The sequence below is a fragment of the Flavobacterium sp. genome (assembly GCF_049590715.1).
Classification (GTDB): Bacteria; Bacteroidota; Bacteroidia; order Flavobacteriales; family Flavobacteriaceae; genus Flavobacterium.
On the sequence record NZ_JBAWDL010000134.1, the window covers coordinates 1 to 24,155 of the forward strand.

The following is a 24,155-nucleotide window of genomic DNA, read 5'->3' on the forward strand; positions in this document are numbered from 1 at the left end:
GCTACCATTTACAGCTAAATTATTCCCTGAAAATTCTTCACTAGGAATTCCATTCAAAAAGGTAGATATTACTATATTTCCAAGAGCAGAAACGCTAACTAAATTAGAGTTTTCAATTTCAAAACCAGCATAGGTTCCTGATGGGTAATCTGTAATTTGGTCTTTAACAGCAATGCTTCCTGAAGCTTTTAAGTTTACCGTCAAATTAATGGACGCATAATCCGTTATGCTAGAGCTGATAACATTGTTAGGGTTGTCAATACTGCCCACTGTTAACAGTCCAGTAATTCCCGTATGTGCTAAATCAATTGCGACAGGGAAAGTAGGGAGGCTTAAAGTTGTTGCAATATTACAGTTTAATACTGGGCCGGCACAATATTCTCTAGTAACAGCATGATAAACATTAGTTGAACTTAATAAATTAACTCCACCGTTGAACACAATTTTAATTCCATCAAAAGATTCGTTAGTGTTGAAACCAACAATGTATTCATTAGAACCAGATAATAAATCGAGACTTAATAAAGAAGAGCCAGAGAAATTTTCTTTTACAGTGTCTCCGCTATAGGTTATTATTGAAATTCCATTTAATAAACTCAAAGAAAGTAAATTTCCACCAGTACCAATCTTAAATCCAGCAAAAGTCCCCGCAGCGTATGTTTTGCTAGTGTTTTTTACTTTTATTTCGTGAAAGACACCAACGCTTACTGCTCCAAAACTTGCAGTAGTATAATTAAATATGTCATTATCTATTGCATTGGCTTTATTTGATATGCCACAACCTAATAAAGGTAGGCATAGTCCTGTCGTTTTTGTCTCTATCTTTATATTAGTTGATGTTAGGGTATTAACAAGCGGAATTGGGATTTCAGCATTACATTGTCCATATGAATTTATGGACATCAAAATAACAGCTAAGTAGAATAGTATTTTGTTAAATCGTCTAAAACTGGTGATTTTACTAAATACTTCAATAAATGATTTTGGGTAAATTTTTCTCATAATCTATTACTTTAAATTTAATTTGAATAGGTAAAGATGACCCTTGTCAAATGCAAAATTTTGTATAGTATATGAGGTTACAAAATTGATTTAAGTGGGGCACAACTATCAACCTTTACCAAAATTAGCCCATTCCTAAAAGAATATGAATCGAAAGGTCTAGATATAAAACTACATATGAATAGAAATAAACCGATGCTTGTTAAAATAAAATCCGATAAATTAATCATATTAATTCTTACAAAATAAACTATAATTTTGTTATATTTGTTAGATACCATGGTTTCATTGTAGCAAAATAGTCACTCATTTATAGCGGCTAGTTTTTTAAAACAGTAAAAGTGTCTAATCAATTAAACTATTTTTTTTGAAAAAAATATTAAATGTATTGTTCTTTAGAAACTTAAAACAGACTAGAACAATAACCTTGTTTTTAATAATTGTCATTTCTTGTTCGATGTTGATATTGCTTAATTTTTATACAATTAAGACACTATCTGCTACTAGAGCCTATGTTAATGGAGAATCTCAGTATTCTAAAGGCCATAAAAGTGCTGTAACTAGCTTGATTTCCTATTTATTTACAGAGGAAGAAATTTATTGGATGGATTTTAAAAGAAATTTAGATATTCCATTAGGGGATGCAACAGCAAGAATAGCGATTCAAAGTAATTTGGATATTAATGTTGTAAAAAAAGGATTTCGAGCAGGAAAGAATCATGAAGAAGACTTAGACGATATGATCTGGATTTTTAAAAATTGCCAGTCTTTTTCATTTTTTAAAAAGGCTGTGGGAGAATGGGAAAAAGGAGATTATCTGAATATTCAGCTTTATAAAATGGGATATGAAATTCATTCAAACATAATACGAAAGAAGCTAGACAATGTTGACAAGAATACGTATTTGTCTAAAATATCAATCCTTACTCATAAAATCAACATTAATCAAGATGCTTTTTCAAATTCATTTGGAGATGGAACCCGAAAAATTAGAAACTACCTTATTTATACTAATGTTTTTTTTATTTTAATAATTATTTCTTCTGTTAGTTTTTATTATAGTAAAATGATACGGAAATTGGTTTATTCAAAACACAGACTTACTAGTCAGAAAAAACAGTTTAAACAAATTATTAAAGATTTAGAAAAAACAAAAGAAGATCTTTCTACGGGCATAATTCAACATAAAAAAATAATTGGAACCATTAGTCATGACATTAGAAGTCCTTTGAAATATATTCAATTAATATCTAAACATTTAGAGAAAGAAACTTTGAAAAATAAGGATTTGGTTTCCAATAAATATGCTAGTTCAATTTCAAAATCGAGTTCTCAATTGTATAACTTTACTAAAACTCTAATACAATATTCTAAGATTTATATGGAGGATAGAAGTTATGTTCAAAAACCATACTCCATTCATAGTTTATTCGAAAATAAAAAAGATTTCTTTGAGGAAATAGCATTAAGTAAAGAGACAATAATAAGAAATACAACGAGTAAAAGCTTACAGTCAACAGTTAATATCCGTATTATGTCCATCATAATTCACAATCTTTTGGATAATGCAATAAAGAATACTTCTAAAGGGAGTATTGAATTAGGGGCTAAATCAGTTGGTGCAAAAACAACTTTTTGGGTAAAAGATACAGGAATCGGGATGAATCAAGATATAATGGATTATTATGCCAATTTAATTAAAAACAAGGATCCTGAAAAACTAATTTTAAGCACATATGGGATAGGGCTTCATTTAGTTTTAGAGCTTTTAATAATTATTAAAGGGCAAATGTTTTTCTCTAGTATTCCAAATAATGGAACGACCATTACGATTGAAATAAATCAATCAAAAAAACAAATCACGAACTAAATTTTAAAAACATGCAAAAAAATATCTTAATTGTTGATGATCATTTAGTAGTTAGAACAGGGGTTTCTATAATTTTAGAAGAAAAATTCAAACATTTTACTATTTTTACAACTGAAGATTATAAGGAAACATTAGCAATACTGGAAGATCAGAAATTTGATTTAATTATTTTGGATATTAATATTCCAGGAGGTAAAAACACAACCATGATTCCTGAGATAAAAGAGATTCAGCCCCTTGCTAAAATTTTAATTTTCTCTGTATATGAAGAAGAAACCCATGCCTGTCCTTATATTGTTGCAGGAGCTAACGGTTACCTTAATAAATTGAGTGATAAGAAAAAAATTATTAATGCGGTAGACACCATTCTGAAAACAGGAAATTACCTTACTGCTGAAATTGTTAATGCACTAATCAATGCTTCAACTAATAAAGAAGCGATCAATCCACTCGATAAATTGTCTAAAAGAGAACTCGAGATTTCGGAACTATTAGTGAAAGGGGATGGTAATATTGAGATAGCTAATAAGTTGAATATCCAGCTAACTACTGTTAGTACTCACAAAAATAAAATATTTCAAAAACTACACATTAAAAACATTATAGAATTAATGTCTGTTTTTAATAAAACGATGGGGTTGTCAAAATAAAAATTAAAGGAATTAGATAGATGTTCCTCATGATACGTTACAGAATGATTTCCATAAAAAAAGCTCCTGAAACAATTTTCAAGAGCTTTTTATTATGTAAAAGAATCTAATTACTTGTACATATTTTGCATTTCGTATGCAAAAGTGTCATAATCTACTTTTTTGTCTACCAACGATAGTGCTTTTGTAATGATGTAGTTGATGTTACTTGGAGTGAAACCTAAACCAACACCAATTTTTTTCAACATCATTTCTTGTTTATCACCTAAATGGTGATCTACATGTACCATTCTTGCCAAGTCATATAAACGCTCCAATCTTTGCGTATATAGGTACGGTGGGTTGATTGGATATTTTGTTGGATTGTCTAATATCTCTTCATATTCAGAAGCCGAAATTTCTAGTTTCGTAGCTAGTTTGTCTAAGAAGTTTTTTTCCTCTGGCGCAACAACACCGTCAGCAAGGGCAACACGAACAATGGCAGAAAAATGACCTTTATTTCTCTGTTTGAATTCGCTATCAAATAAATCTGAAAATGACATAATTATTGTTTTTTTATGGTACAAATATAATCCATTTTTTAATTTTTTAAATTCTATTTATTATATATTTAAGACTAATAGATTTTTCTTCTTAAAATATAAAAGTACAGGACTATTTAAGACTCCAATCGGTCGTTTTCAAAAATAATTGTAAGTTTACAGTCCCATATCAATTTAATTTATATTTCCTATGTCAGAGTTTTGGATTTATTTTCAATTAGGATTAAAACATATTCTTAATGTGTATTCCTATGATCATGTTTTATTTTTAATTGCATTGTCTGTTCCCTTTAGTTTTAAGGATTGGATGCGTATTTTGCTGTTGGTTACTTTGTTTACCATAGGGCACACCATGTCACTATTATTAGTTGTTTTTGGTATAGTAGCCATCAAAGTAAGCGTGGTAGAAATGTTGATCCCTATAACAATATTAATTGTAGCGCTCTTCAATTTATTTACAGCGGGTAAAACAAATAAAAAGGAAAGCATCAACCTGATATTTTTTGTTACTTTGTTTTTTGGTATCATACACGGTTTGGGTTTTTCAACTTATTTTAAAACTATTGTAGGAGGTAGTACAACTTCTAAGTTGTTGCCAATGTCTGAATTTGCTTTGGGAATTGAAGCCGCTCAAATTATTGTAGTTTTTGTGGTGCTTATTCTCTCATATATTGTTCAAACTTTCTTTAGGTTTTCAAAAAGAGATTGGACATTGGTAATGTCTGCGTTTATAATTGGAGTGGTATTGCCGATGATTATTGGAAATGAAATTTGGTGGAGATAAAATGGAAAAAAATAAATTGAATAAATACGACAAGGCCTATCTTCGAATTGCCACTGAATGGGGATTATTATCTTATTGCAAACGTAAAAAAGTAGGAGCTATCATTGTTAAAGACCGAATGATTATTTCTGATGGTTATAATGGAACGCCTTCTGGATTTGAAAACTGTTGCGAAGATGAAGAAGGACTAACGCGTTGGGATGTTTTACATGCTGAAGCTAATGCTATTTTGAAAGTGGCTAAATCGACACAGTCTTGTGAAGGGGCTACATTATATATTACGCTTTCACCTTGTAAAGAATGCAGCAAATTAATTCATCAATCAGGCATAAAAAGAGTAGTTTATCATAATGGATATCGTGATGATTCAGGGATTCAATTTTTGAAAAAAGCAGGTGTTGTGGTTGATCAGATCTCAGAATTAGAGGAATAGATGAAATTTAGCCCAAAATATTTGCCTATTCTTATTAGCGTTACTTTTGCCATTGGTATCGTGTTGGGAGAATGGATGCATACCTCGGACGAAGGTGTTTTTTTGGCTAAAAATAGTTCCAAAACAAAACTTAATAAGCTAATTGATTTTATCGAAAATGATTATGTGGATGATGTTAATACGGATTCAATAGTGAATAGCACCGTCGATAGAATCATGGAACAATTGGACCCTCATTCTGTTTATGTGCCTCCTAGCGAGCAAGTTCGTGTTGCTGAGAATATGCGTGGGGATTTTGTAGGTATTGGTGTTAATTTTTATATGTTCAGAGATACTCTAGCGGTAATCCGACCAGTGGAAGGCGGTCCTTCGGCTAAAGCGGGGATCAAAGCAGGTGATCGAATTTTGTTTGCAAATAAAACGAAACTTTTTGGTCGTAAATTACCTTCGGATAGTTTGTACTCTAAATTAAAGGGTGTTTGTGGTTCTTCTATCCATCTTTTAGTGTATCGAAAATCAGAACAAAGAAAACTAAAAATTATACTTCAAAGAGATATTATTCCGTTGAAAAGTGTAGATGTTTCACTAATGCTGAATTCTAAAATAGGGTACATTAAAGTCAATCGTTTTGCTGAAACAACTTATAACGAATTCAGATCAGGTTTGTTGCGATTGAAAAAAGCAGGTATGAATAGTTTGATTGTGGATCTCCGTGAAAATGGTGGTGGATATATGGAAAAAGCTATTGAAATTGCAGATGATTTCCTGAAAGACAATCAATTGATTGTATTTACTAAAAATAAAAAAGGAATGATTCAAAAGACTTTTGCAACTAAAGATGGGATTTTTGAGCAAGGAAGACTTTATGTCTTGATTGATGAAAATAGTGCGTCTGCTAGTGAAATTTTAGCGGGTGCCATTCAGGATAATGACCGAGGAACGATTGTAGGACGACGTTCTTTTGGAAAAGGTCTGGTACAACGTGAAATGGATTTTGATGATGGATCTGCTGTCCGATTAACCGTGGCGCGTTATTATACCCCTACTGGTCGCTCGATTCAAAAATCGTATGAAAAAGGAGCAGATTCATATTTTAAAGAATCAGAATCTCGTTTTTTGACGGGGGAATTATACGAAAAAGACAGTATCAAAATTGCAGATAGCTTGAAGTTTAAAACACCAAAAGGACGAATCGTTTACGGTGGAGGAGGTATTGTTCCTGATGTTTTTGTGCCTATAGAGGTCGAAGATGCAAATGTTAATTATTTGATGCAATCAGGAATTGTTGGGAATTTTGTTTTTGAACAATTAGATCGTGATAGAACGCTGTTTAAAAATACAAGTTTTGATAATTTCCTTGCTAAAATGAATACAACGAATCTTTATTTTAATGAATTTCAGTATTTCATTTCTAAAAACAGATTAATGCTGAATTTAATCAAAAATAAAGAGGTTGTAAAAAGGTATCTCAATGCTGAATTTGCGAGACAACTCTATGGAGAAAATTACTATTATCAAATTCTATTGAAAGAAGATAAGATGGTAAAAGCAGTTTTGAGTAAAAAATGAGACAATTTTTGATTGTAGAGTAAACATTCTCGATCGCAGATTTTGTGTACAACAGACGCATAACTCTTGATTGATTCTTGACTTTCCTAACGCGTACTATCGTGTGCGTGCGTTTGTGTTCCGTCGTTCCAAAGCGTAAGAAGATCTGTGGCAACCGCTGCGCCACTACCGGCTGCAATCGCAAGTTGACTTCTCCATCCTGCTAATGTTCCTATAACATATATTCCGTCATTGACTAGGTGATCGTTGTTTTTTAACTGTATGCGTTGTTTTGCAGGAAGAGCCTTTTGATGTGTTTCTACATACTTCATCAATCCTTCGATGTCAAAAGTGTTTGCAGAGCCAATACCTACAACAATACTTTTTGTTTCGTAGCTGTTTTTATTAGTTATGACAGTGAAATCAGGAAATTCTCCTTCGATTTTAATAACTTTTTCTGCTGGGATTTGGGTGATATGTGGATACGTTTCGGCTAAATGTTTTGTTGAATTGTTTAACAAATCAGCGCCAAGTGTGCCTGGAGGGATTCCGTATGCATTATTAAAAAGAGCATCTTGAAGAGAAGAAGTTTTTTGGTGAGTAAAAATCCCGATTTTTTTTTGCGTGGCAAATGCTTTGTTTTTAGCAGAGCCTAAAACCAAGGCACAGGAAATACCAGATACACCACCGCCAATAATTAGAGTGTCAAATTTCATTAGGGTCTGTCATTCATTTTTTCTTCAATCTTTTTTGATATTCTAAAAATCAAAAGGATTAAAATAGCACAAAATGAAGCTGCAATTCCAATGAAGGCAACAGCACTATCGCCATGAAATGGATCTTTGAAATCTAACATTGTAATGTTAAAAATGATTAGTGCGACAGCCAAAAACACTAATATGTTGATTAAGATTTTCATAAAATGTTTATTTTTTTGTGATTGTCATAAAGGCTTGTATTTAGGGTATTTGCTTTTATTTTTAATTGAGTGTAATTGCCTTTACTTGTTATATTATGGTGTAAAATTATAAAAAATATATTTAAACGAAGAGACCTTTAACATTAGCAGCAAATAATTTAACAGCGATAGCAAGTAGAACAATACCAAAAGTTTTCCTAATGATACCTAGTCCGTTTTGACCTAATAATTTTTCAATTTTTGCAGAGGATTTGAGGACAACATATACGATTATAATGTTAAGAATGATTGAAATTACTATGTTTATAGTATGGAATTGGGATCGTAAAGAGAGCAATGTTGTCATGGTTCCTGCTCCAGCAATAAGAGGAAATGCAATAGGAACTATAGAGGCAGAACTCGCTTCTTCATCTCGATAAATACGGATTCCTAAAATCATTTCTAATGCCAAGAAAAAAAGCACAAAGGAACCTGCAACGGCGAAGGAGTGAACGTCAATACCTACAATTTTTAAAAATCCTTCTCCTATAAATAGAAAAACAAGCATAATAATTCCAGCAACGAGGGATGCTTTTTCTGATTCAATTTGTCCGTGCTTTTTGCGTAAATCAACAATGATGGGGATAGAGCCCACGATGTCAATTACAGCAAAAAGCACCATTCCAACGGTGAATATTTCTTTTAAGTCTAATTGCATATTGAATTTTTTACAAAGCTAGGGCTTTCCTTTTTAATAGAAAGTTATACTTTAATTGATTTGTTAAAATGTGGATTTTGTTTTTATCGCGTGTTAATGCTTCATTTTACAACTTTGTTTTGCTTTTGTTTGACTACCTTTGCACTTTATAATCACAGTATTTACAATCCATGTTTCAATTAGGAAAAACCATCGTTTCAGAAGATATTTTAGAGAAAGAATTTGTATGTAATTTATCTGCTTGCAAAGGAGCTTGTTGCGTTGATGGTGATGCCGGAGCACCTTTGAGTGAAGAAGAAACTAAGATTTTAGAATCCATTTATCCTAAGGTAAAACCTTTTCTTCGCAAAGAAGGAATTGCGGCGATTGAAGCACAGGGAACTTGGACTACAGGAACGGATGGGGATCTTGAAACACCGCTAATTGACAATAAAGATTGCGCTTATGTGATTTTTGATGGTAAAACTGCACTTTGTGGTATTGAACAAGCCTACAATCAGGGTATTGTAGATTGGAAAAAACCCGTTTCTTGTCATTTATACCCTATCAGAATTAAAGATTTCACAGAGTTTGCAGCAGTAAATTACGATAAATGGGAGATTTGTGACGATGCCTGTTCTTTAGGTAAGGAGTTAGAAGTTCCAGTCTATAAATTTGTCAAAGAAGCTTTGATTAGAAGATTTGGAGAAGACTGGTATGCGGAGCTAGATTTGGTTGCCCGAGAATGGAAAAAACAAGGTCCGAAAAAGCAATAAAACCCTTTGTTTATAGTCTTTTAGAGCTCATTTTGATTGTGTAATTCTTATTTTTAAGTAACTCCAACTATTTGTTTTGTAGCGGGTTACGATTTTAACAAATGACTTAGTTGTTTTTTTGTTTTGTTAAGAACTATGTTTGATTGTGGATAAGTTTGACTTTTAAAATCCGCAATATTTTGCCACCTTTGTATCTTCGAAAATGCAATTTTTCAACAATAATATTCATTAAAATAAACATATATATGTCTCAAGTTGAACCAATTTTACAAGAGAATAAAAATCGTTTCGTAATTTTTCCTATAAAACACCACGATATATGGGAGTTTTATAAGAGTATGGAAGCTAGTTTCTGGACTGCTGAAGAAATCGATTTATCACAAGATTTAAATGACTGGAATAACAAGTTGAGTGATGATGAAAGATATTTTATCAAACATATTTTAGCTTTTTTCGCCGCTTCTGATGGAATTGTAAATGAAAACTTAGCAGAAAACTTTGTGAATGAAGTACAATATGCTGAAGCTAAATTCTTTTACGGTTTCCAGATCATGATGGAAAACATTCATAGTGAGACTTACTCGTTATTGATTGATACGTATGTGAAAGATGAAACTGAAAAAGATGAATTATTCAATGCTTTAGAAGTTTTTCCAGCAATTAAGAAAAAAGCGGATTGGGCTTTACAATGGATTGATTCAGATTCATTTGCTGAACGATTGATTGCTTTTGCAGCAGTAGAAGGGATTTTCTTCTCAGGAGCTTTCTGTTCTATTTACTGGTTGAAAAAACGTGGATTGATGCCAGGTTTGACTTTCTCTAACGAATTAATTTCACGTGACGAAGGGGTTCACTGTGATTTTGCAGTGCATTTACACAACCACCACTTGATCAATAAAGTACCTAAAGAAAGAATCAGAACGATTATTGTGGATGCTTTGAACATCGAAAGAGAGTTTATTACAGAATCATTGCCTGTAAGTTTGATTGGAATGAATGCGACTTTGATGACACAATATTTAGAGTTTGTTGCTGATAGGCTTTTGGTAGAATTAGGTTGCGAAAGAGAATACAATATTGCGAATCCATTTGACTTTATGGACATGATTTCGTTGCAAGGAAAAACAAATTTCTTTGAAAAGAAAGTAGCCGAATATCAAAAATCAGGTGTGATGAATACGGATGGTGATGCTCAAAAAATTAGTTTCGACGCTGATTTTTAATTGGAATGTAAATTTCCTAGCCTCGATAGCAGTGGAAATCCTTTACGACAGCTTTTTCTGCTGGCATAAAGATTGAAACGAATTGCTTCGTCAGTTCGGCTTTCAGCCTCGTGTGCGGGATTAGCTCCAAAAAAATATAATGCCCGGGATTAGTTTCCCAAAAACAAATTAACAAATACCCAAGAAATAGAAAAGGGATTTTCTGTTTTGAAAAAAAAATGAGCTTATGTACGTAATTAAAAGAGATGGTAGGAAAGAACCGGTAATGTTTGACAAAATCACAGATAGGATTAAAAAACTATGCTATGGTTTGAATGATTTAGTAGATGCTGTGAAGGTGGCAATGCGTGTTATTGAAGGACTTTACGATGGAGTTTCGACATCAGAATTAGATAATTTAGCAGCAGAAACGGCAGCATCAATGACTATTGCGCACCCAGATTACGCACAACTAGCGGCTCGTATTGCTATTTCTAACTTACATTCTAATACAAATAAATCGTTCTCAGAAACAATGGACGAAATGTATCATTATGTAAACCCAAGAAATGGTCAAGAGGCACCGTTGTTATCTGAAGAAGTACATAAAGTAATACAAGAAAATGCGGAGTTTTTGAATTCCCATATTATATATAACAGAGATTTTAACTACGATTATTTTGGTTTTAAAACACTAGAGCGTTCGTATTTATTGAAAATTAATGGTAAAATCGTGGAGCGTCCACAACACATGTTGATGCGTGTGTCAGTTGGAATTCACTTAGATGATTTAGAGTCGGTTTTAGAGACGTATGACTTGATGTCTAAAAAGTTCTTTACGCATGCAACTCCTACGTTGTTTAACTCTGGAACTCCAAAACCTCAAATGTCTTCATGTTTCCTTTTGGCAATGAAAGATGATAGTATTGATGGGATTTATGATACGTTGAAAAACACGGCCAAAATCTCGCAATCAGCAGGTGGAGTGGGACTTTCTATTCATAATGTACGTGCCACAGGCTCGTATATTCGTGGGACTAACGGAACGTCAAACGGAATTGTTCCTATGTTGCGTGTCTTTAATGATACGGCGCGTTATGTAGATCAAGGTGGTGGAAAACGTAAAGGTAGTTTTGCGATTTACATCGAAACTTGGCATGCGGATATTTTTGAATTCTTAGATTTGAAAAAGAATACAGGGAAAGAAGAAATGCGTGCTAGAGATTTATTCTTTGCCATGTGGACTTCGGACTTATTCATGAAACGTGTACAAGAAAATGGAGATTGGACTTTAATGTGTCCTAACGAATGTCCTGGATTGTACGATGTATATGGTGAAGAATTTGAAAAAATGTACACCAATTATGAAAAAGCTGGAAAAGGTAGAAAAACCATCAAAGCTCATGAATTGTGGGAGAAAATTCTAGAATCGCAAATTGAAACTGGAACTCCTTATATGTTGTACAAAGATGCAGCCAACCGTAAATCAAACCAAAAGAATTTAGGAACGATACGTTCATCAAACTTGTGTACGGAGATTATGGAATACACTTCTGCTGATGAGGTAGCGGTATGTAATTTGGCTTCACTTTCATTACCAATGTTTGTAGAGAACGGGAAGTTTGACCACGAAGCATTGTTTACAGTAACCAAACGTGTCACAAGAAACTTAAATAAAGTAATTGATAGAAATTACTACCCTGTAAAAGAGGCGGAGAATTCTAATTTGCGCCACCGTCCAATTGGTCTTGGTGTTCAAGGTTTGGCAGATGCTTTCATCATGTTGCGCATGCCTTTTACATCGGATGAAGCTAAAAAATTAAATCAAGAAATTTTTGAAACGTTATACTTTGCTGCGGTAACCGCTTCGATGGAAGTAGCCAAAGAGGAAGGACCTTACTCAAGCTATGAAGGTTCACCAATCTCTCAAGGAGATTTCCAACATAATTTATGGGGAATTAAAGACGAAGAATTGTCTGGTCGTTGGGATTGGACAGGGTTAAGAAAAGAAGTATTGCAACACGGTGTTCGTAACTCATTGTTAGTAGCACCTATGCCAACTGCTTCTACTTCTCAAATTTTAGGAAACAACGAAGCATTCGAACCTTATACATCAAATATTTACACTCGTAGAGTACTTTCAGGAGAATTTATTGTCGTAAACAAGCATTTACTACACGATTTAGTAGAACGTGGATTGTGGAATGAAACGTTAAAACAAGAATTAATGCGTAACAATGGATCCGTTCAAGATCTAAACATTCCACAAGACTTGAAAGAATTGTACAAAACAGTTTGGGAAATGTCGATGAAAGATATTATTGATATGTCACGCCAGCGTGGGTATTTTGTAGATCAATCACAATCATTGAACTTGTTCATGCAAAATGCTAATTACTCTAAATTAACATCAATGCACTTCTACGCTTGGCAATCAGGATTGAAAACAGGAATGTACTATTTGAGAACCAAAGCAGCGGTTGATGCGATCAAGTTTACGTTAAACAACGATAAAAAAGAACAACCAGTTGCCGAAGAAGTAAAAACAGACTCGATTGATATTAACGAATACAAAAAGATGATTCTACAAGCTCAAGCAGGTGGACCAGAAGATTGTGAAATGTGTGGGTCTTAAATTTTCTTGAGAAAATAGAATAAAGAATAAAGAGAAGCAGCTATCCATTTTTGGATGGCTGTTTTTTTTGAAGCTAATCCCACTATTCGTTTCAATCTTTTTATTTTTAAAGAAAATAGTGATAGTACACAAAGTTAATTTTATCAAGAAGCATTATTAGATATTGAAGATGTCGTTCTTTGGTATAAAAAACAATGAGTAGTATTTCTTTATGATTTTGAACTTTGTATAGGAGTAGGAATTGCTATAATTAAAAAAAATAAATATGCTTTTCAGAAAACTCTGAAAATTTCCAATATGATTACGTATTCGTCTTAACGAATCCTTAAAATTCATTATTACTCGATGAAGTTCCGGGAAATTTTATCATTTCAGATTCTTTATGTGTCTTATTAGTAAAAATTAACCTAATGGATTGTAATTCGTCTATTCATCGATAATTATTTGTGCCTCTTTGTTGTTTTTTGTTCCATCAAGGATCCTAAATTAGTTGCATCGTCTTTATCGATAACCTTTACAATAATGCGTATAATTGCATTTTTTACTTAAAAAAAGAACCTCATTTTATAGAAGATAGACGCTTTAATCAATCTATGTCAGTTGTAAAATTTTCTTAAAAATCAAGCAAACTAAGGACGCTTTCCGAATTGCTTATCTTTCCATTTCTTTTTTTATTAAACATACGTATCTAGTCTTTTTAAAAAAGGGATAAGTCAATAATCCTATAAATAAAAAAAGGATAGTATAACATAAATGCGTTTCTATCCTTTTTTGTGACCGCGGAGGGGTTCGAACCCCCAACCCTCAGAGCCGAAATCTGATATTCTATCCAGTTGAACTACGCAGCCAATAATAATTTAAAATTAAGAAATTAGGATTTGGGATTTTGCAATTCCTTAATACTAATTCAAAAAACCTAATTTTTAAACTAATAATTTTTTAACAATCGAAGAAATGGTTTTACCTTCAGCAGTTCCACCTAATTGAGCAGATGCCAACCCCATTACTTTCCCCATTGAAGCAATTCCTGAAGCTCCAGAGTCTGCGATGATTTTTGCGATGATAACTTCGATTTCTGCTTCACTTAATTGGGCAGGTAAGAATTTCTCAATAACAGCAACTTGAGCTAATTCTGGCTCTGCTAAGTCAGGTCGGTTTTGTTCTGTATAAATACGAGCACTTTCTTTTCTAGTTTTCACTAAACGTTGTAGCAATTTAACTTCATCATCTGCAGTAATTTCTTCTTTAGATCCTGAAGCCGTTTGCGCTAGCAATATTTCTGATTTAATAGCTCTCAAAGCTTCTAAAGCTACTGTATCTTTTGCTCTCATGGCTGTTTTAATATCGTCCATGATATTTGCTGATAAACTCATATTCTTGTATTTATTTGATGTATCGTTATTCAATTCGATTGTTCCATTATTATTAAGCATTATCTTTTGCCCCAGATGGTAGTGAAAAGCATTTTGAGAGCCAATGGATTTTTTTCTTGTATTTAAAAAGCGACCGCAGGAAGCTCTTTTAAATACTTAGAAAAAACCATTTGGCGATAAAATCTTGTAACGGACAGCTGGATTAAGGCCCAAAAAATTTCTTCCTTAAAAATAGTGATGCGAAGATAAAAAAAATAACCCGAAAATTAAATTCAATTTTCGGGTTAACTTATTGAGATAAGCAGAATATTAATCTACGTTGTCGTGTAAGTAAGAATTATTAGAACGCAATTGCAAATCATTATTACTATCCGTACCAACTGATATTCTTGAGTTTGTATTGTTTGTTTGTTGATTAGAAATATCAATCCCTAAACGTTTGTATGCTGGCTCTTTTTCGTATTCATCTACTTTAGATACATTATTATGGAACTTATAGTTGAATTCTTTTAATTTTTTTCTTCTTTCGTCAGCTCTCAATCTCAAAGTTTCTTCGATCGTCATTTCCATTGGAGAAATATCTTCAAACTTTACTTCTTCTTTTTGAGACACATCTACTTGTTTCATAGTGATGTTCAATTCTTCAGGAATTACTTCTTCTACCACTTTAGCAACTGGCTTAGATGACATCAATTCGTTTTCAGCTTCCATGTACTCTTCTAACGAATATTTAATAATTCCGTTATCAGACAATTCAGTAACTGGAACAAATTGAACTGGTTGATTTACTTTGATTTCACGAGTTTCGTTAGTCAATTCAAAAATTGTATTCTCTTCCTTCACCTCTACTTTTGGCTTATCAATAGGCAAGTCAAAAGTAAAAGCTGTTTGTTCTTGTCTTTCAACAGCTTTTGGCTGTTCTACTTGTTTTGCTTCAACTGCTCTTGGCGCTGTAAAAGTAAAGTCAATATCTTTGATTGGAGAAACAATTTCGAAAGTAACATCTAAATTCTTAATGAATTCTGACATCATTACTAAATCATTGTTTTCAGCTACTGGAGTTACTACTGGAGCAACAGTAGCTACTGGCTCAGGAACAAACACTGGTTCAGGTGCAACTTCTTCTTCAATCAATTCAAAAACAACTCTTTTTTCTTCTTCTTTATTCGATACTGATAATTCAGCATTAACATCAAAAGATTGAACTGTATTTTGAGATAAGTTATACACACTTTTTTGTTCGTCTTCAAGCGTGTGGATAATCTTTTTTGGTTCTGTATTTACAATTCCATTTTGTTGTTCAATATCAAAACCTGTTGCAATAATTGTAACAGCAATAGCATCACCAAGAGTATCATCTTCACCAACTCCCATAATAATATTAGCATTGAATCCAGCTTCGGTTTGAATGTGGTCATTAATTTCACCTATTTCATCCAAAGTGATTTCATTTGAGCCAGAAACGATGAGCAACAATACATTTTTGGCACCTGTAATTTTATTATCATTTAACAATGGAGAATCTAAAGCAGAAACAATAGCTTCTTTCGCTCTATTTTGTCCTTCAGCAACTGCAGAACCCATTATTGCAGTTCCACTATTAGACAATACCGTTTTAGCATCACGTAAATCGATATTTTGAGTATAGTGATGTGTAATCACTTCAGCAATACCTCTAGAGGCAGTTGCTAATACTTCATCCGCTTTAGAAAAACCCGCTTTAAAACCTAAGTTTCCGTATACTTCTCTTAATTTGTTATTGTTAATAACAATTAATGAATCTACTTGCTTACGTAATTTTTCGATACCATTTAAGGCTTGCTCCTGACGCACTTTTCCTTCAAAACTAAAAGGTAACGTTACAATACCAACCGTAAGAATTTCTCTTTCTTTGGCTAACTGCGCAATTACTGGAGCAGCACCTGTACCAGTACCACCACCCATTCCTGCTGTAATAAACACCATTTTAGTGTTGCGATCCAACATCTTTTCGATATCAGCAATGCTTTCAATAGCCGACTGTTGCCCTACATCAGGATTTGCTCCTGCTCCTAATCCTTCAGTAAGATTTACACCTAATTGAATTTTATTTGGCACAGTACTGTTTTGTAATGCCTGTGAATCAGTATTACAAACAATAAAATCCACTCCTTTTATACCTTGCTTAAACATGTGATTGATGGCATTGCTTCCGCCTCCACCTACACCTATGACTTTGATTACATTTGATTGATTTTTTGGTAAATCAAATGAAATACTTCCAAATTCTGAGTTGCTCATCATTTTATTTGGTTTTTGATATTAATACTAACTATTATTATTACTGCGTTTCTTTTAGGGTAAATCCCTATTCTGCGTTATCTAAAAAATCTTTAATCTTATCTACATAACGATCAAAAAATGATCTCTTAATTTTATCTCCTGTAGATTCTTCATTTTTAGAATGCACCACAGCACGCTCTTCTTGTTCTTCTTCTTGCGGCATTCGCTCGTATTGATTAGTAATTTGTTGTACAGGTTCACGATAAAAAGCAGCCTTAGGTTGTACCAACTCTTCTAAACGTACAGCACTCTGTGAATTATTATCAATACTATTCATCACCAATCCCACAGCCGTTGCATATAATGGACTAGAAAATTCCTCATCTGAATCACCTGCTAAATGTTCATTTGGATATCCAATTCTAGTATCCATTCCAGTTATGTATTCTACCAACTGTTTGATGTGTTTAAGCTGTGCTCCTCCACCAGTAAGTACAATACCTGCAATTAGTTTCTTGCGAGGATCTTCATGACCATAAGCTTTTACTTCAGTAAAAACCTGTTCAATAATCTCCACTACTCTAGCATGAATGATTTTAGATAAGTTTTTCAACGAAATTTCCTTTGGTTCTCTTCCTCTTAATCCTGGAATTGAAACAATTTCATTATCTTTATTTTCACCAGGCCAAGCAGAACCAAATTTTACTTTTAATAATTCGGCTTGTTTTTCAATAATAGAACAGCCTTCTTTGATATCTTCTGAAATAACATTTCCTCCAAAAGGTATTACAGCTGTATGACGAATAATTCCATCTTTGAAAATAGCTAAATCGGTCGTTCCTCCTCCTATATCAATTAATGCTACTCCAGCTTCTTTCTCTTCTTGGCTCAAAACCGCATCCGAGGAAGCTAATGGTTCTAAAGTCAATCCCGATAATTCGATACCTGAACTTTGAATACAACGCCCTACATTACGTATTGATGATGCTTGTCCTACTACTACATGAAAACTAGATTCTAGTCTTCCTCCGTACATTCCTATTGGCTCTTTAATTTCTGATTGCCCGTCAATTTTAAATTCTTGTGGCAAAACATGAATAATTTCTTCTCCTGGCAACATTGCCAATTTATTCACTTGGTCAATCAATAATTGAATATCCGCACCTCCAATTACTTCTTCTGGATTATTTCGACTGATGTAGTCCGTATGTTGAATACTACGAATGTGTTGCCCTGCAATTCCGACTACTACATCTTTAATTTTATATCCTGAATTGTTTTCAGCTTCCTGAATAGCTTGTTGTATGGACTGAATAGTTTGAGTAATATTATTTACAACCCCTCTAGCCACACCTAAACTTTTAGATTTCCCGACTCCTAAAATTTCGAGTTTTCCATACTCGTTCTTTTTACCAATCATGGCAACAATTTTGGTCGTCCCAATATCTAGACCCACTGCAATGTTCTCTTTTTCCATTATCTATTATTTAGTGCAAACTACTTGTTGTGTAAACCTGAGATCAATTTTCGTATACTTGTATAAAGAACTATCTAAAATGGCTTTTTGAAAAAAAGCTTTATAATTTTTAAATTTCCCATCAACATTTATGATACTACCAAAATCTATTTGATAATTAAAATCTCTATTAAGCATTTTTAAGCTTCCGTTTGGCATAATTTGAATCGCAATGATATTTTTTTTCAAAAAATCATCGTCATAAATAATGCGAAATAAATCCGCTAATTTCTCTCTGTTTTTTTCATTAATCTTGCCCGAAACAAGTGGAACTCTAGCTGTAAAATTATCGGATAAAGGCATTCTACTTCCCTCATATCCAATATAAAAAGAACTATTACGATCAAAAACCCTAGCTATAGGAGTCTTTTGTTTAACCACTGCTTTAAGAACACCATCAACACTTACAAATACGTCTGATTTCTCAATCATTTCATTTGAATTTAGGGTATTCTCTAGCTTATTCAAAGCTAATTTATCTTTTTCAATGCTTGAAGCGTTCCTATTATTTTCTATTAACAATTTATTAACCGTTTCCTTTTTTAAAAAAAGAGCGTTATCCCCTACAAAAATAACCACAGATCCCTTCAGTTTTCTACTTTTATTTCGATATGAAGTAAACGAAAACATGGAAAACAAAATGACTAACATAAGAAACAGTCTAATATTTGTCCAATTAAATAGTTTTTTCATTTAATGCTGATTTTATTGTTCCTACTAACTCACCAATATCACCTGCCCCAATCGTAACAATTATTGCTGCATCAGAAGCTAAAATAGTTGGTATCAATTTTTCTTTTGAAACTAATTTCTTATTTTCAGAAGTCATTTTCCCCATCAACCATGTTGAAGTTACCCCTTCCATAGGCAGTTCACGAGCAGGATAAATATCCATTAGAAGCACTTCATCAAAAGCAGACAAACTCTTTGCAAAATCATCTGCAAAATCATTGGTTCTACTAAATAAATGAGGTTGAAAAACAGCTAACACTTTTTTATTTGGATACAACTCTCTTACCGCTTGATGCACGGCGTTAATCTCTGTTGGATGATGAGCATAATCATCAATATAAACTAAATTTTCTTTTTTAATTTGATATGAAAACCTCCTTCTAATTCCTTTAAATGAAGCCAAAGCCATAGCAATAGCATCAGTTGGAGTACCGTAAATATCAGCCATAGCAACAGCCATTAAGGCATTCATCAAATTGTGTTTTCCGGGTAAACCAAAACGAAAATCTTTCAAAATTCCATTTGGTGTTTTTATATCAAAAACGTAACTACTATTTTCGATTCTTACATTAAAAGCATTATAAACCGCTTCTTCATTGACCGCCACCGTAATCCCTTTTAAGGGTAATTCTTTGGTAATAATTAAATCCTTAGGATCTTCAATTTTATCGGCAAACTCTACAAATGATTTTTCTATTTCATCACTCGTTCCATAAATATCCAAGTGATCCGCATCCATTGATGTTACACAAGCAATATTGGGATGTAAATGCAAAAACGAACGATCAAATTCATCCGCTTCAACTACAGTAACTGTTTTCCCACTACCTATTAAATTAGAGTTGTAATTCTCAACAATCCCACCAATAAAAGCAGTAACATCAGCACCCGTTTCATATAAAATATGTCCCAAAATACTTGAAGTAGTCGTTTTTCCATGAGTTCCTGCCACAGCAAAACAAAAAGTATCTTTAGTAATTATCCCTAAAACTTCGGCTCTTTTCTTAACATTATAATTTCGCTCCAAGAAATAATTCCATTGTGAATGTGTTTTAGGAACAGCTGGCGTAATTATCACTAATGTATTTTCAACATAATAATTGGACGGAATCAAATTAATTCGATCTTCAAAATGAATTGAAATCCCGTTCTCTATTAACTCTGAAGTCAATAAAGTTGGCGTTTTATCATACCCAGAAACATCCTTGCCAATATTTTTAAAATATCGCGCCAAAGCACTCATTCCTATGCCTCCAATTCCAATGAAAAAGACATTTTGTATTTGATTTAAATTCATTTTAAAATTCAATTATAAGTAGTAATTTCAATGACAATATCAATTATCAAAAATCAAAACCACTACTCTATTAATTATTTACATTTACTATTATCATTGCTATTTTATCAATTTCACAATTTCGTCAGCAATTTGCTTTGTTGCTTCTGGCATTGCTAATTCTTTAATATTTTCACTTAACTGCAGTTGCTTTCCTTCGTCTTTAAGCAAAGCTTCAAAAACCACGCTGAACAAAGAATCAAGTTCATATTCTTTCAATAACAAAGCGCCTTTTTTATCTACAATAGCGTTTGCATTTTTTGTCTGATGATCTTCAGCTACATTAGGTGATGGAATAAAAATTACTGGTTTCCCAACAATACATAATTCCGAAACAGAGGAAGCACCCGCTCTCGAAATAATCACATCGGCCGCAGCATAAACCAAATCCATTCTTTCGATAAATGAAACAACTTTCACATTCTCTGAATTGTATTTTTTATATTCTTCAAAATAAAGTTTTCCACATTGCCATATCACTTGAACATTTTGAGCAATAATACTATCAAGTTCTTTTTCTATCAATTGATTGACTCTACGTGCTCCTAAACTTCCTCCTAAAACTAATAGCGTTTTTTTAGTTGTATCAAGTTTAAAATACAAAAGGGCTTCATTACGCTTGCTTCCAATAGCTATTAAATCCTGACGCACTGGATTTCCAGTTAGTATCATTTTTTCTTTTGGGAAAAACCGTTCTAAGTTCTCATAAGCCACACATATTTTATGGGCTTTTTTGCTCAATAATTTATTAGTAATTCCAGGGAAAGAATTCTGTTCTTGTATAACAGTTGGTATTCTTAGCATAGTAGCCATTTGCAATAATGGCCCGCTGGCAAAACCGCCAGTTCCTATTACCACATCCGGGTTAAACTCTTTAATTATTTTCCTAGCTCTCAGTAAACTATCTAACAATTTCACAGGAAACAACGCATTTTGCATCGTTAATTTCCTTTGCAATCCAGCGATCCACAATCCTTTTATTGCATATCCTGCTTGAGGAACTTTTTGCATCTCCATCTTATCTTCTGCGCCTACAAAAAGAAATTCAGCATCAGGGAAACGAGATTTTAATTCATTGGCAATAGCAATCGCAGGATAAATATGTCCTCCTGTTCCACCACCACTTAATATGAATTTATAAGGTTTCATTGTATCAAAATTTAGATTACTATTTATTCAAAACGGCATTCATAGGATTAGAAGATTTGTCTTCAATTGAATAATCACTCGCTACTGATCCTTCGTCAGCCGAGAGTTGCGCATCAATTAATTTCTGCAAAGCTTCTTCACGTTTAGCAGCTTCTTTTTGTTCTTCTTCAATTTCCTCTTCTTTTTTCGTTACACCAATAATGATTCCCAGTGCAATACAAGTCATCCAAATAGAAGTTCCTCCACTACTAATCAATGGCAACGTTTGTCCTGTTACTGGTAATAATTCAACTGCAACAGCCATATTAATCATGGCTTGGAAAATCATGGGAAAACCCAGACCTATTACTACTAATTTCCCGAAAAGCGTATTGGCTTTATGAGAAGCCACTACAAAACGAAAAAGCAATAATAGATACAACATCATAACACCAAATCCTCCAATAAGACCGTATTCTTCTACAATAATTGCAAAGATAAAATCAGATGAAGATTGAGGCAAGAAATTCTTTTGAACGCTTTTCCCTGGTCCTAAACCGTAAATTTTTCCAGATGCAATCGCTATTTTGGCTTTCTCAATTTGATAATCATCTTCATCAGGATTAGTACCGCTAAAGTTTTTAATTCGGCTTTCCCAAGTGGCTACTCTATTAAAAAATTTAACATCGGGAAAAGCTTTTGAAACCAATACAAAAAAAGTAAGAAAAACAATTCCTGAACCAACAATAATACCAATATATTTCAATGGATATTTACCTATAAAAACCAGCATTAATATCATTGAAAAAATCAACGCAGTAGTCGAAAAATTAGAAGGCAAAATCAACATTAAAGTAAAACCCACAGGTGCCCAAAGTTCTTTTATCGAATCCACAAACACAATAGGTTCTTCTCTAGTTTTTGACAGATAACGAGCAACAAAAACATACAAAACTAAGGCTGCGAATGTAGAAGGCTGAAATGACAATCCTACAACTGGAATTTGAATCCATCTACTCGCATTAGCTCCTCCAATCACAGTTCCTTTGACCATTGTAATCAATAAGATTACCCAAACAATAACCAACATCCACTTTGATATGTATCGAAAATATTGATAGGGAACTTTATGAACAAAATAAATAATCCCAAAACCGCAACATACGTGAAAAAAATGTTTAATCAAGTACCCTAATGTATTCCCGGTACCATGACCTAGATATGCCAAATTACTACTCGCACTAAAAACAGGCATAAACGAAAATAAGGCCAACAAAGCCACAAAGGACCATATCCCTTTATCTCCCTTTAAATTGTTTATTAGTTGTTTCATTTCTTTTTAGGTTATAGGTTATGTGTTATTAGTTATTAGTTAAGCGTTATGTAATAAGAAAGTCAAGCTCCTTCATAACTCTTAACTTCTAACTCCTAACATCCCTTTACAAATTCTGAACTGCTTGTTTAAACTGATTGCCTCTATCTTCATAATTTTCGAATAAATCGAAACTTGCACATGCTGGCGAAAGCAAAACCGAATCTCCTCTTTCTGTCAAACGTTGTGCCATAATCACCGCTTCGCGCATATTTTGTACCTCAATCATCATATCGACTACATTTCCAAAAGCATCGATAATTTTTTTATTATCAACACCAAGACATATAATCGCTTTTACTTTCTCACGAACCAATGACATCAATTCATTGTAATCATTTCCTTTATCAACTCCACCTACAATCCAAACCGTAGGCGTATTCATACTATCCAAAGCAAAAAAAGTAGCATTTACATTTGTTGCTTTTGAGTCATTAATATATTGTACATTTTGAATTTTCAACACTTTTTCCAAACGGTGCTCTACCCCTTGAAAATTAGATAAACTTTCACGAATTGTTGCTTTTCTAATTTGCATCAATTTTGCCACAGAAGTTGCTGCCATTGCATTTTTCATATTATGCTTTCCTTCTAAAGCAATAGTTTCCGTTTCCATTTTTAGTTCGTCTTGGTTGATTGTTACTTCCATAATGTTGTTTTGTATAAAGGCTCCTTCATTAAATGTTTTTGTTAATGAAAAAGGAATTAGTTTTGCTTTTGTATTGTTACTCTTTAACCAATTTGTTATTGCTTCATCATCTGCATCATAAATCAGATAATCTTCCTCCGTTTGATTCATTGTTATCCGAAACTTCGAATCGATATAATTTTCATATTTATAATCGTATCGATCTAAATGATCTGGACTTATATTGGTTATTATAGCAATATGCGGTCGGTAATTAATGATTCCGTCTAGCTGGAAACTACTTAATTCCAAAACATAGGAATCATAGTTTTCATCCGCTACTTGCCATGCAAAACTTTTTCCAATATTACCCCCTAAGCCGACATTCAATCCTGCTGATTTCAACAAGTGATAAGTCAACATCGTTGTGGTTGTTTTCCCGTTACTTCCTGTTATACCTATAGTAAGTGCATTTGTAAATTGAGCAGTAAATTCAATTTCCGAAATAACCGAAATTCCTTTAGCTACTAGTTTTTTTATTATAGGTGCCTTATCAGGAATACCAGGACTTTTCATTACAACATCCGCATTGAGCACTATGTCCTCAGTATGCTGTTCTTCTTCCCAGCTTATTTCATGATCTATAAGAACTTGTTTGTATTTATCTTTTATCTTTCCAAAATCAGATACAAATACGTCGTATCCTTTTTTCTTTCCAAGAATAGCGGTACCTACACCACTTTCTCCACCACCTAATACTACTAATCTCAT

At 33.1% G+C, this 24,155-nt stretch carries 21 protein-coding genes and 1 tRNA gene; 8 read left to right on the forward strand and 14 right to left on the reverse strand.

The genetic code is table 11. The features are described 5' to 3' along the window. Positions 1 to 1,002: hypothetical protein (locus WBQ70_RS06090; protein ID WP_423911757.1), on the reverse strand; the 1,002-nt coding region annotated here is incomplete at its 3' end. A 367-nt stretch (positions 1,003 to 1,369) separates the two neighbouring features. On the opposite strand from WBQ70_RS06090, the gene WBQ70_RS06095 reads away from it, so the two are divergent. Further along, positions 1,370 to 2,872 carry a sensor histidine kinase gene (locus WBQ70_RS06095; protein ID WP_423911758.1) on the forward strand — a complete coding sequence of 501 codons (1,503 nt, stop codon included), beginning with the start codon at positions 1,370 to 1,372 and terminating at the stop codon, positions 2,870 to 2,872. Between the two features lie 11 nt (positions 2,873 to 2,883). Beyond that, positions 2,884 to 3,522: a response regulator gene (locus WBQ70_RS06100; protein WP_423911761.1), complete on the forward strand. Its 639-nt coding sequence runs from the start codon at positions 2,884 to 2,886 to the stop codon at positions 3,520 to 3,522. A 110-nt stretch (positions 3,523 to 3,632) separates the two neighbouring features. On the opposite strand, the gene WBQ70_RS06105 is transcribed toward WBQ70_RS06100, so the two are convergent. After that, a complete protein-coding gene (locus WBQ70_RS06105; RefSeq protein WP_423911763.1) occupies positions 3,633 to 4,064 on the reverse strand; it encodes a TerB family tellurite resistance protein in 432 nt (143 codons plus the stop codon). Positions 4,065 to 4,254: 190 nt separating this feature from the next. On the opposite strand from WBQ70_RS06105, the gene WBQ70_RS06110 reads away from it, so the two are divergent. From WBQ70_RS06110 to WBQ70_RS06120, 3 genes are read left to right on the forward strand one after another with little or no spacing between them, the layout of a single operon-like run. Continuing rightward, positions 4,255 to 4,848 (forward strand): HupE/UreJ family protein, encoded by a 594-nt coding sequence (locus WBQ70_RS06110; protein WP_423911766.1) that lies wholly within the window; start codon positions 4,255 to 4,257, stop codon positions 4,846 to 4,848. A gap of 1 nt (position 4,849) precedes the next feature. Continuing rightward, a complete protein-coding gene (locus WBQ70_RS06115) occupies positions 4,850 to 5,281 on the forward strand; it encodes a deoxycytidylate deaminase (protein ID WP_423911768.1) in 432 nt (143 codons plus the stop codon). Beyond that, the gene (locus tag WBQ70_RS06120) at positions 5,282 to 6,850 is read left to right on the forward strand and encodes a S41 family peptidase (RefSeq protein ID WP_423911769.1); all 1,569 of its coding nucleotides are present in this window, start codon (positions 5,282 to 5,284) and stop codon (positions 6,848 to 6,850) included. It abuts the gene before it with no gap. A gap of 86 nt (positions 6,851 to 6,936) precedes the next feature. Here the strand turns inward: WBQ70_RS06120 and WBQ70_RS06125 are convergent, their stop codons facing one another. The 3 genes from WBQ70_RS06125 to WBQ70_RS06135 form a co-directional block, all read right to left on the reverse strand. After that, the gene (locus WBQ70_RS06125) at positions 6,937 to 7,545 is read right to left on the reverse strand and encodes an FAD-dependent oxidoreductase (RefSeq protein ID WP_423911772.1); all 609 of its coding nucleotides are present in this window, start codon (positions 7,543 to 7,545) and stop codon (positions 6,937 to 6,939) included. Then, a complete protein-coding gene (locus WBQ70_RS06130; RefSeq protein WP_423911773.1) occupies positions 7,545 to 7,748 on the reverse strand; it encodes a hypothetical protein in 204 nt (67 codons plus the stop codon). The genes WBQ70_RS06125 and WBQ70_RS06130 overlap by 1 nt, the downstream gene beginning before the upstream one ends. 121 nt (positions 7,749 to 7,869) lie before the next feature. After that, complete coding sequence (locus WBQ70_RS06135; RefSeq protein ID WP_423911775.1) at positions 7,870 to 8,445, reverse strand: MarC family protein; 576 nt, start codon at positions 8,443 to 8,445, stop codon at positions 7,870 to 7,872. 170 nt (positions 8,446 to 8,615) lie between these two features. Here WBQ70_RS06135 and WBQ70_RS06140 point away from each other — a divergent pair, with 170 nt between their 5' ends. From WBQ70_RS06140 to WBQ70_RS06150, 3 genes are all read left to right on the forward strand, one after another. Further along, on the forward strand, positions 8,616 to 9,200 hold the full coding sequence (locus WBQ70_RS06140) for a DUF3109 family protein (RefSeq protein ID WP_423911778.1): 585 nt from the start codon (positions 8,616 to 8,618) through the stop codon (positions 9,198 to 9,200). A 245-nt stretch (positions 9,201 to 9,445) separates the two neighbouring features. After that, positions 9,446 to 10,423, forward strand: a complete 978-nt coding sequence (locus WBQ70_RS06145; protein WP_423911781.1) for a ribonucleotide-diphosphate reductase subunit beta — start codon at positions 9,446 to 9,448, stop codon at positions 10,421 to 10,423. Between the two features lie 226 nt (positions 10,424 to 10,649). Next, on the forward strand, positions 10,650 to 13,037 hold the full coding sequence (locus WBQ70_RS06150; protein ID WP_423911784.1) for a ribonucleoside-diphosphate reductase subunit alpha: 2,388 nt from the start codon (positions 10,650 to 10,652) through the stop codon (positions 13,035 to 13,037). 774 nt (positions 13,038 to 13,811) lie between these two features. Here the strand turns inward: WBQ70_RS06150 and WBQ70_RS06155 are convergent. From WBQ70_RS06155 to murD, 9 genes are all read right to left on the reverse strand, one after another. Continuing rightward, a tRNA-Arg gene (locus tag WBQ70_RS06155) sits at positions 13,812 to 13,885 on the reverse strand. A gap of 75 nt (positions 13,886 to 13,960) precedes the next feature. Then, positions 13,961 to 14,410, reverse strand: a complete 450-nt coding sequence (locus tag WBQ70_RS06160; protein ID WP_423911849.1) for a GatB/YqeY domain-containing protein — start codon at positions 14,408 to 14,410, stop codon at positions 13,961 to 13,963. A gap of 309 nt (positions 14,411 to 14,719) precedes the next feature. Beyond that, positions 14,720 to 16,693, reverse strand: coding sequence for a cell division protein FtsZ (ftsZ, locus tag WBQ70_RS06165; protein WP_423911787.1), 1,974 nt, complete (start codon positions 16,691 to 16,693; stop codon positions 14,720 to 14,722). Positions 16,694 to 16,757: 64 nt separating this feature from the next. Further along, the gene (gene ftsA, locus WBQ70_RS06170) at positions 16,758 to 18,149 is read right to left on the reverse strand and encodes a cell division protein FtsA (protein ID WP_423911790.1); all 1,392 of its coding nucleotides are present in this window, start codon (positions 18,147 to 18,149) and stop codon (positions 16,758 to 16,760) included. Between the two features lie 6 nt (positions 18,150 to 18,155). Next, positions 18,156 to 18,881: a cell division protein FtsQ/DivIB gene (locus WBQ70_RS06175; protein ID WP_423911792.1), complete on the reverse strand. Its 726-nt coding sequence runs from the start codon at positions 18,879 to 18,881 to the stop codon at positions 18,156 to 18,158. Beyond that, positions 18,865 to 20,217 carry a UDP-N-acetylmuramate--L-alanine ligase gene (gene murC / locus WBQ70_RS06180; RefSeq protein ID WP_423911794.1) on the reverse strand — a complete coding sequence of 451 codons (1,353 nt, stop codon included), beginning with the start codon at positions 20,215 to 20,217 and terminating at the stop codon, positions 18,865 to 18,867. Before murC ends, WBQ70_RS06175 begins: the two co-directional genes overlap by 17 nt. Before the next feature lie 99 nt (positions 20,218 to 20,316). Beyond that, the gene (gene murG, locus WBQ70_RS06185; protein WP_423911796.1) at positions 20,317 to 21,405 is read right to left on the reverse strand and encodes an undecaprenyldiphospho-muramoylpentapeptide beta-N-acetylglucosaminyltransferase; all 1,089 of its coding nucleotides are present in this window, start codon (positions 21,403 to 21,405) and stop codon (positions 20,317 to 20,319) included. 19 nt (positions 21,406 to 21,424) lie between these two features. After that, the gene (locus tag WBQ70_RS06190) at positions 21,425 to 22,717 is read right to left on the reverse strand and encodes an FtsW/RodA/SpoVE family cell cycle protein (RefSeq protein WP_423911799.1); all 1,293 of its coding nucleotides are present in this window, start codon (positions 22,715 to 22,717) and stop codon (positions 21,425 to 21,427) included. A gap of 106 nt (positions 22,718 to 22,823) precedes the next feature. Continuing rightward, complete coding sequence (murD, locus tag WBQ70_RS06195; protein WP_423911802.1) at positions 22,824 to 24,155, reverse strand: UDP-N-acetylmuramoyl-L-alanine--D-glutamate ligase; 1,332 nt, start codon at positions 24,153 to 24,155, stop codon at positions 22,824 to 22,826.

Bases quoted from the DNA above. Each gene is read 5' to 3' on its own strand.
- WBQ70_RS06175 (WP_423911792.1), bottom strand. From the start codon at position 18,881: ATGAAAAAACTATTTAATTGGACAAATATTAGACTGTTTCTTATGTTA.
- WBQ70_RS06120 (WP_423911769.1), top strand. From the start codon at position 5,282: ATGAAATTTAGCCCAAAATATTTGCCTATTCTTATTAGCGTTACTTTT.
- murG (WP_423911796.1), bottom strand. From the start codon at position 21,405: ATGAAACCTTATAAATTCATATTAAGTGGTGGTGGAACAGGAGGACAT.
- murD (WP_423911802.1), bottom strand. From the start codon at position 24,155: ATGAGATTAGTAGTATTAGGTGGTGGAGAAAGTGGTGTAGGTACCGCT.
- WBQ70_RS06115 (WP_423911768.1), top strand. From the start codon at position 4,850: ATGGAAAAAAATAAATTGAATAAATACGACAAGGCCTATCTTCGAATT.
- WBQ70_RS06130 (WP_423911773.1), bottom strand. From the start codon at position 7,748: ATGAAAATCTTAATCAACATATTAGTGTTTTTGGCTGTCGCACTAATC.
- WBQ70_RS06135 (WP_423911775.1), bottom strand. From the start codon at position 8,445: ATGCAATTAGACTTAAAAGAAATATTCACCGTTGGAATGGTGCTTTTT.
- WBQ70_RS06125 (WP_423911772.1), bottom strand. From the start codon at position 7,545: ATGAAATTTGACACTCTAATTATTGGCGGTGGTGTATCTGGTATTTCC.
- WBQ70_RS06160 (WP_423911849.1), bottom strand. From the start codon at position 14,410: ATGAGTTTATCAGCAAATATCATGGACGATATTAAAACAGCCATGAGA.
- WBQ70_RS06190 (WP_423911799.1), bottom strand. From the start codon at position 22,717: ATGAAACAACTAATAAACAATTTAAAGGGAGATAAAGGGATATGGTCC.
- WBQ70_RS06100 (WP_423911761.1), top strand. From the start codon at position 2,884: ATGCAAAAAAATATCTTAATTGTTGATGATCATTTAGTAGTTAGAACA.
- ftsA (WP_423911790.1), bottom strand. From the start codon at position 18,149: ATGGAAAAAGAGAACATTGCAGTGGGTCTAGATATTGGGACGACCAAA.
- WBQ70_RS06105 (WP_423911763.1), bottom strand. From the start codon at position 4,064: ATGTCATTTTCAGATTTATTTGATAGCGAATTCAAACAGAGAAATAAA.
- WBQ70_RS06110 (WP_423911766.1), top strand. From the start codon at position 4,255: ATGTCAGAGTTTTGGATTTATTTTCAATTAGGATTAAAACATATTCTT.
- WBQ70_RS06145 (WP_423911781.1), top strand. From the start codon at position 9,446: ATGTCTCAAGTTGAACCAATTTTACAAGAGAATAAAAATCGTTTCGTA.
- murC (WP_423911794.1), bottom strand. From the start codon at position 20,217: ATGAATTTAAATCAAATACAAAATGTCTTTTTCATTGGAATTGGAGGC.
- ftsZ (WP_423911787.1), bottom strand. From the start codon at position 16,693: ATGATGAGCAACTCAGAATTTGGAAGTATTTCATTTGATTTACCAAAA.
- WBQ70_RS06150 (WP_423911784.1), top strand. From the start codon at position 10,650: ATGTACGTAATTAAAAGAGATGGTAGGAAAGAACCGGTAATGTTTGAC.
- WBQ70_RS06140 (WP_423911778.1), top strand. From the start codon at position 8,616: ATGTTTCAATTAGGAAAAACCATCGTTTCAGAAGATATTTTAGAGAAA.